Source organism: Pseudomonas sp. MIL19, assembly GCF_028680365.1.
Taxonomy (GTDB): Bacteria; Pseudomonadota; Gammaproteobacteria; order Pseudomonadales; family Pseudomonadaceae; genus Aquipseudomonas; species Aquipseudomonas spirodelae.
In genome coordinates this window covers 43,505-50,218 of sequence record NZ_JAPPVG010000026.1, presented here as the reverse complement: position 1 = coordinate 50,218, position 6,714 = coordinate 43,505, and the positions used below count along the sequence as shown (strand labels likewise).

Below are 6,714 nucleotides of genomic sequence, written 5' to 3'. Positions count from 1 at the left end.
ACCTGAACCGCCGTATACGGAACCGTACGTACGGTGGTGTGAGAGGACGGCAGATGTGAATCTGCCTCCTACTCGATTCTGCGAAAAGGCGATTTTTGTGTCAGTCGATTGATTAACGACTCGGCGAGATCGCTAAAAATGAGTGTGGGCAGTAACCATTTCCTTCAGTGTTGATGACCTGGCTATTTTGAAGCGCGGGAAGGTTGCTCGGACGACCTTTAGCCGCGGTACTGAAGGAATAGAAAAGTCTGAGTGATAGCGCCGCCAATACTTCAGCTAAAAGCTCGTCGAGCTAATGCGAGTCCGCCAATCGAAGCCGACCATCGCCACTCACTGCAGCAGCTACCCATAGGGGCATCAGGTGGGCGATTGTGAGGTGCGGTACTGGTGGTCGTGGCTAATTACTGTAATCAGGTGGCGTTGACAGGCGGTCAACTCAGGCTGTGGCTTAAAGCCTGCCACTAGACTCTAGGCGGGGTTGCGCGCCCGATAAGCGCCTCACATATGCCTAGCCAGCGTTTCAGCCTGCAGGCGCCCCTTACGCTTGGCTCCGAGCTAATGGAGTCGATGCCATGGGGCGCCTGGTTACAGACGGCTCAGGCAGACGCCTGAGTTTTGAGGGGTTGGTTCTGCGTATCCAGTGAGCCGATATCACGCTGTGCCTGGCTGACCCACGCAAAGGCGCGGTCGTTGAGTTCAGCGATGGCGCGCGGGCCGGTGCCTTCGGCGTACATCAGCGGGCCGATCACCACTTGAACGGTACCCGGGGTTTTACCCCAGCCCTGCTTGGGCCAGAACTCGCCAGCGTTGTGGGCAATCGGCAGCACGGGCAGGTTGGCGTTGACCGCGAGGGAGGCGCCGCCGCGGCTGAATTTGCCGATCTGGCCAGGTGGAATACGCGTGCCTTCCGGGAAGACCAATACCCAGGCGCCCTGCTCCAAACGTTCATGGCCAACTTTGGCCAGTTGCTTGAGTGCCGCCTTGGGGTTGCTACGGTCAATGGCGATGGGCTTGAGCATGGCCATCGCCCAGCCGAAGAACGGTACATACAGCAGCTCGCGTTTGACCACCTGGCTCAGCGGCTCGAAGAAGCCACAGAGGAAGAAGGTCTCCCAGGTGCTCTGGTGCTTGGCCAGAATTACACAGGGCTGCTCCGGGATATTTTCCAGGCCCTTGATCTCGTAACGGATACCGACCACTACCTTGGCCAGCCAGGTGGCGCAGCGGCACCAGTTCTGCACGACGAACCGGTAGCGGGCACGAAAGGGTAAAAAGGGCGCGACAAAGACGCTGAGGGTGCACCAGAAGAAGGCGCTGAAAGACAACAACAGATAGAAGAGGAAGGTTCTGAGGGTCTGCACTATCGACATGGGAGCTTTTACCGTCGCAGGCAGGGCCTGCTCTATAGGTGGAGAAGCTGATCGGCAACCGCCGCCAGATCATCAAATATCAGGGTGCCCGCTGGCAATCCTTGCGCCAGGGTACGTTCACCCTTGCCGGTTTTTACTAAAACTGGCTGACAGTCGACGGTTTGTGCGGCCTTCAGGTCACCGCTGCTGTCGCCGACAAACCAGATACCCTTGAGTGCGACGTCATAGTACGCAGCAATCTGCTCAAGCATCCCGGGTTTCGGTTTACGGCAGGCGCAGCCTTCATCCGGGCCGTGAATGCAGTGCACGATCAGACCCAATTCGCCGCCCTGCTCCGCTACCAATTCGCGTAAACGTGCATGCATGGCTTCCAGCGTGGCCAGGTCGTAATAGCCGCGAGCCACCCCGGATTGATTGGTGGCCACGGCGACTGTCCAGCCGGCTTGCGACAGGCGCGCGATCGCCTCAATGGCGCCGGGTAGCGGAATCCATTCAGCGAGGTTTTTGATATAGGCGTCGGAGTCGTAATTGATTACGCCGTCGCGGTCGAGAATCAGCAGTTTCATGCAGTATTCCGAACCGGCTGGCGGTGATGGCCGCCACCCGGTAAAGGTGGTGATGGGTATCGCTGCGCTCGACCCATCCTACGATTTAGCAGGCGTTAGCCAAGTACCGAGATGTCGGCGACACCAAGGAACAGGCCACGTAGCTTGGCCAGCAGCGCGTAGCGGTTAGCCCGCACGGCTGGGTCTTCGGCGTTGACCAGCACTGCCTCGAAGAACGCATCCACCGGCTCGCGCAAGTTCGCCAGCTGGCTCAGGGCCAGGTTGTATTGGCGCGCTGCAGCGAGTGGCTGTACCGCTTGCTCAGCCTGCTGAATTGCGGCATTCAGCGCAAACTCGCTGGGGTTGTCGAAGTAGTGGGCTTCGACGCTCGCCGCAACCTGCCCTTCGGCCTTGCTCAACAAGTTGGAGACGCGCTTGTTGGCAGCGGCCAATGCGGCAGCCTGCGGAAGCGCGCGGAAACCCTGCACGGCTTGTACGCGCTGATCGAAGTCCAGCGGCGAGGTCGGGCTGACGGCACGCACGGCCTGGTAAACGGCCATTTCCACGCCTTCGTCTTCATAACGAGCGCGCAGACGATCATAGATAAAATCAAAAACAAGATCTTTGAGCGGGATGTCTTCTTTCTTGATAACGCCATTCCTTTCAGTAGTGGCGTTTTTGAGGTCAGAAACCTTGCCAGCAAACTGCTTGATGGCGAACGCCACTGCGTCGGCCAGATCGAGGTCGAGCTGCTTCTCGATCAGGATACGCAGCACACCGAGCGCCGCACGGCGCAAGGCATACGGGTCCTTGCTGCCGGTGGGCAGCATGCCGATGCCGAAGATCCCAACCAGGGTATCCAGCTTGTCAGCCAGGGCCACGGCAGAGCCGGTGAGGGTGCTCGGCAGTTCAGCGCCGGCACCGCGCGGCATGTATTGCTCGTTCAGCGCCAGGGCGACGTCTTCGGCTTCGCCGTCATGCTTGGCGTAGTAGTAACCGGCGATGCCCTGCATTTCCGGGAACTCGCCGACCATCTCACTGGCAAGGTCGCACTTGCACAGCAGGCCGGCGCGGGCGGCGTTGGTGGCATTGCCAGCGGTGCGCTCGGCGATAAATCCGGCCAGAGCGGAGACCCGCTGCGCCTTGTCGAATACCGAGCCAAGCTGGGCTTGGAAAACCACATTGGCCAGGCGCTGGTTGAAGCTTTCCAGCTTCTGTTTCTTGTCCTGCTTGAAGAAGAACTCGGCGTCGGTCAGACGCGGACGCACCACCTTTTCGTTGCCGGAAATGATCTGTACGGGGTCTTTGCTTTCGATGTTGGCCACGGTGATAAAGCGCGGCAGCAGCTTGCCGTTGGCATCCAGCAGGCAGAAGTACTTCTGGTTGTCCTGCATGGTGATGATCAGCGCTTCCTGTGGCACCTCAAGGAAACGTTCCTCGAAAGAGCACACCAGCGGCACGGGCCACTCGACCAAGGCGCTGACTTCATCCAGCAGTGCGGATGGCACGATGGCGGTGCCCTCTTGCTCAGCTGCGAGTTGGTCGATGCGAGTGGCGATTTGCGCACGGCGCTCGGCGAAGTCGGCGATCACGTAAGCGCTGCGCAGGTCTTCGGCGTAGTTGGCCGGCGCGCTGATGCGCACGTCGTGATTAGCGTGGAAGCGATGACCACGGGATACGCGACCGGATTGTTGGGCGAGGATTTCGCAGTCGATTACCTCATCGCCAAACAGCATCACCAGCCATTGGCTTGGGCGGACGAACTCTGTCTTGCGTGCACCCCAGCGCATGCGCTTAGGGATAGGCAGCTCGTTCAGCGAGGTTTCGACGATACCCGGCAGCAGGCCGGCAGCGGCTTGGCCCGGAATGCTCTGGCTGAATTTCAGCTTAGGGCCGCTCTGGTCGATGGCGCTCAGTTCAACGCCACACTTCTTGGCAAAGCCAAGGGCGGCCTGAGTCGGATTACCGTCCTTGTCGAACGCCGCCTGTACGGGCGGGCCATCAAGGTTCTGGGTGCGATCGGCTTGTTGTTCTTCAAGCTGTTCGATCAACACGGCCAGGCGACGCGGCGCGGCGTAATAGCGGCTGGCGCTGTAGGACAGGCCGGCGGCTTTCAAGCCTTTTTCGATACCCGCTAAAAAGGCTTCGCCAAGGGTTTTCAGGGCTTTCGGCGGCAGCTCTTCGGTGCCCAGTTCTACCAGGAAATCACGGGTACTCATTCTGCTGCCTCCAGCTTGGCTAACACTTCATCACGCAGGTCAGGGGTGGCGAGCGGGAAGCCGAGTTTGCGGCGCGCTTGCAGGTAGCTCTGTGCCACCGAGCGGGCCAGGGCGCGCACGCGCAAGATGTACTGCTGACGCGCAGTGACCGAGATCGCCCGGCGTGCATCCAGCAAGTTAAAGGTGTGCGAGGCCTTGAGCACCATCTCGTAAGTCGGCAGCGGCAGCTCCAGTTCGATCAGGCGATTGGCTTCCGACTCATAGAAATCGAACAGCTCAAACAGCTTCTCGACGTTGGCGTGTTCGAAGTTGTAGGTCGATTGCTCCACTTCGTTCTGATGGAACACATCGCCGTAGGTCACTTTGCCGAACTGGCCGTCGGTCCACACCAGGTCGTACACCGAATCGACGCCCTGGATGTACATGGCCAGGCGTTCCAGGCCGTAGGTGATCTCGCCGGTCACCGGGTAGCACTCAATGCCGCCGACTTGCTGGAAGTAGGTGAACTGGGTGACTTCCATGCCGTTCAGCCAGATTTCCCAGCCCAGACCCCAGGCGCCGAGGGTCGGCGATTCCCAGTTGTCTTCGACGAAACGGATGTCATGCACCAGCGGGTCGATGCCGATGGCTTTCAGCGAGCCGAGGTACAGCTCCTGGAAGTTCTCCGGGTTCGGCTTCAACACCACCTGGAACTGATAGTAGTGCTGCAGACGGTTGGGGTTTTCACCGTAGCGACCGTCGGCCGGACGGCGTGAAGGCTGCACGTAGGCGGCGTTCCAGGTCTCGGGGCCAATGGCACGCAGGAAGGTCGCGGTGTGGAAGGTGCCCGCGCCCATTTCCATGTCGTAGGGCTGCATTACTACGCAGCCCTGCTCAGCCCAGTACTGTTGCAGGGCGAGGATCAAATCTTGGAAGGTGCGCACGGCAGGCGTAGTCTGGCTCACAAATATCACCCGTACTTTGGCGGCTTCAGAAAGTCCGCGAGTATACCGAAGCTCAGGAAAACCCGCATGCCGCGCTGTTTCTGGTGCACCGATGATCCGCTGTATATCGCCTACCACGACCACGAATGGGGCGTGCCGCAGCGCGATCCGCAGGTGCTGTTCGAGTTGTTGTTGCTGGAAGGCTTTCAGGCCGGTTTGTCGTGGATCACCGTGCTGAAGAAGCGCGAGCGTTATCGCGAGGTGTTGTTCGGCTTTGATGTACAGCGTTTGGCGGCGCTCAGAGACGAATACATCGAAGACACGCTGATGCACGATGCCGGCATCATCCGTAATCGCCTCAAGCTTAAAGCCGCGCGGCAGAATGCCCAGGCCTGGTTAAAACTGGACGATCCGGTGGCGCTGCTTTGGTCGTTTGTCGGTGGTGCACCGATGATCAATCACTTCAGCGAGCGCAGCCAGGTGCCGGCTATCACCGCCGAAGCCGAGGCCATGAGCAAGGCCTTGAAGAAGGCCGGTTTCACCTTCGTCGGGCCGACCATTTGTTATGCCTACATGCAGGCCACCGGCATGGTGATGGATCACACCACTGACTGTGATCGCTATGCGGCGTTGCGCCGCGACTGAACACCGAGCCGCGCGGCCGGTTACACTAAGCGCCTTTTGATCGGCTGGAGTTGCCTGTGGAAAAGCTCAAAGGTGCCCTGGTGGTGGGCTTTCTGCGTTTGTTCGCGTTACTGCCGTGGCGCGCGGTGCAGGCCGTGGGGGCGGCGATTGGTTGGCTGATGTGGAAGCTGCCCAACAGTTCGCGAGAAGTGGCCAGTATTAATTTGCGCAAATGCTTTCCTGAGTTGGATGAAGCACAACACCAGCGGTTGTTGCGCCAATCATTGATGGATATCGGCCGCGCCTTTACCGAGAGCGCCTGCGCCTGGATCTGGCCCGCACAGAAGACCTTGGGTCTAGTCCGCGAAGTTGAAGGTATTGAGGTCTTGCAAGAGGCCTTGGCCAGTGGCCAAGGCGTGGTCGGCATCACCAGTCACCTCGGTAACTGGGAAGTGCTTAACCATTTCTATTGCAACCAGTGCAAACCGATCATTTTCTTCCGTCCGCCTAAGCTCAAGGCGGTCGATGACTTGTTGCGCCAACAGCGCGTGCAGATGGGCAACCGCGTCGCGCCATCGACCAAAGAAGGCATCCTCAGCGTCATCAAGGAAGTGCGCAAAGGCGGCGCGGTGGGGATTCCGGCCGACCCAGAGCCGAGCCTGTCTTCTGGCGTATTCGTGCCCTTCCTCGGCACCGAGGCACTGACCAGCAAGTTTGTGGCCGGCATGCTCAGTGGCGGCAAGGCCCGTGGTGTGTTTTTGCATGCGCTGCGCCTGCCGGATGGTTCGGGTTTCAAGGTGATTCTTGAGGCCGCCCCGGAGGAGATGTACAGCACCGACACGGCCACGGCGGTTGCTGCCATGAGTACAGTGATCGCGCGTTATGTGCGGGCTTACCCGAGCCAGTACATGTGGACCATGAAACGCTTCAAGAAGCGTCCGTCAGGTGAGGCGAAGTGGTATTGAATTGAGGTGCCCACGTGGCACCTTTTCAGTATTAATGCTTGGCGGTTTCAGGGTTTTTCGCTATTAAT

Annotated in this window: 5 protein-coding genes and 1 pseudogene; 2 read left to right on the top strand and 4 right to left on the bottom strand. The window is 59.4% G+C overall.

What is annotated here, in order from left to right:
- Nucleotides 1–538: 538 nt before the first annotated feature.
- The 4 genes and pseudogenes from N1078_RS15265 to glyQ form a co-directional block, all read right to left on the bottom strand.
- Nucleotides 539–1,370: pseudogene (locus N1078_RS15265) on the bottom strand (lysophospholipid acyltransferase family protein).
- 32 nt (nt 1,371–1,402) lie between these two features.
- On the bottom strand, nt 1,403–1,936 hold the full coding sequence (gene gmhB, locus N1078_RS15260) for a D-glycero-beta-D-manno-heptose 1,7-bisphosphate 7-phosphatase (RefSeq protein ID WP_274089015.1): 534 nt from the start codon (nt 1,934–1,936) through the stop codon (nt 1,403–1,405).
- Between the two features lie 95 nt (nt 1,937–2,031).
- The gene (gene glyS / locus N1078_RS15255; protein ID WP_274089014.1) at nt 2,032–4,134 is read right to left on the bottom strand and encodes a glycine--tRNA ligase subunit beta; all 2,103 of its coding nucleotides are present in this window, start codon (nt 4,132–4,134) and stop codon (nt 2,032–2,034) included.
- On the bottom strand, nt 4,131–5,078 hold the full coding sequence (glyQ, locus tag N1078_RS15250) for a glycine--tRNA ligase subunit alpha (protein WP_274089013.1): 948 nt from the start codon (nt 5,076–5,078) through the stop codon (nt 4,131–4,133). Before glyQ ends, glyS begins: the two co-directional genes overlap by 4 nt.
- 66 nt (nt 5,079–5,144) lie before the next feature.
- On the opposite strand from glyQ, the gene N1078_RS15245 reads away from it, so the two are divergent.
- Nucleotides 5,145–5,702, top strand: a complete 558-nt coding sequence (locus N1078_RS15245; RefSeq protein ID WP_274089012.1) for a DNA-3-methyladenine glycosylase I — start codon at nt 5,145–5,147, stop codon at nt 5,700–5,702.
- A 56-nt stretch (nt 5,703–5,758) separates the two neighbouring features.
- Nucleotides 5,759–6,646: a lysophospholipid acyltransferase gene (locus N1078_RS15240; RefSeq protein ID WP_274089011.1), complete on the top strand. Its 888-nt coding sequence runs from the start codon at nt 5,759–5,761 to the stop codon at nt 6,644–6,646.
- Nucleotides 6,647–6,714: the final 68 nt, after the last annotated feature.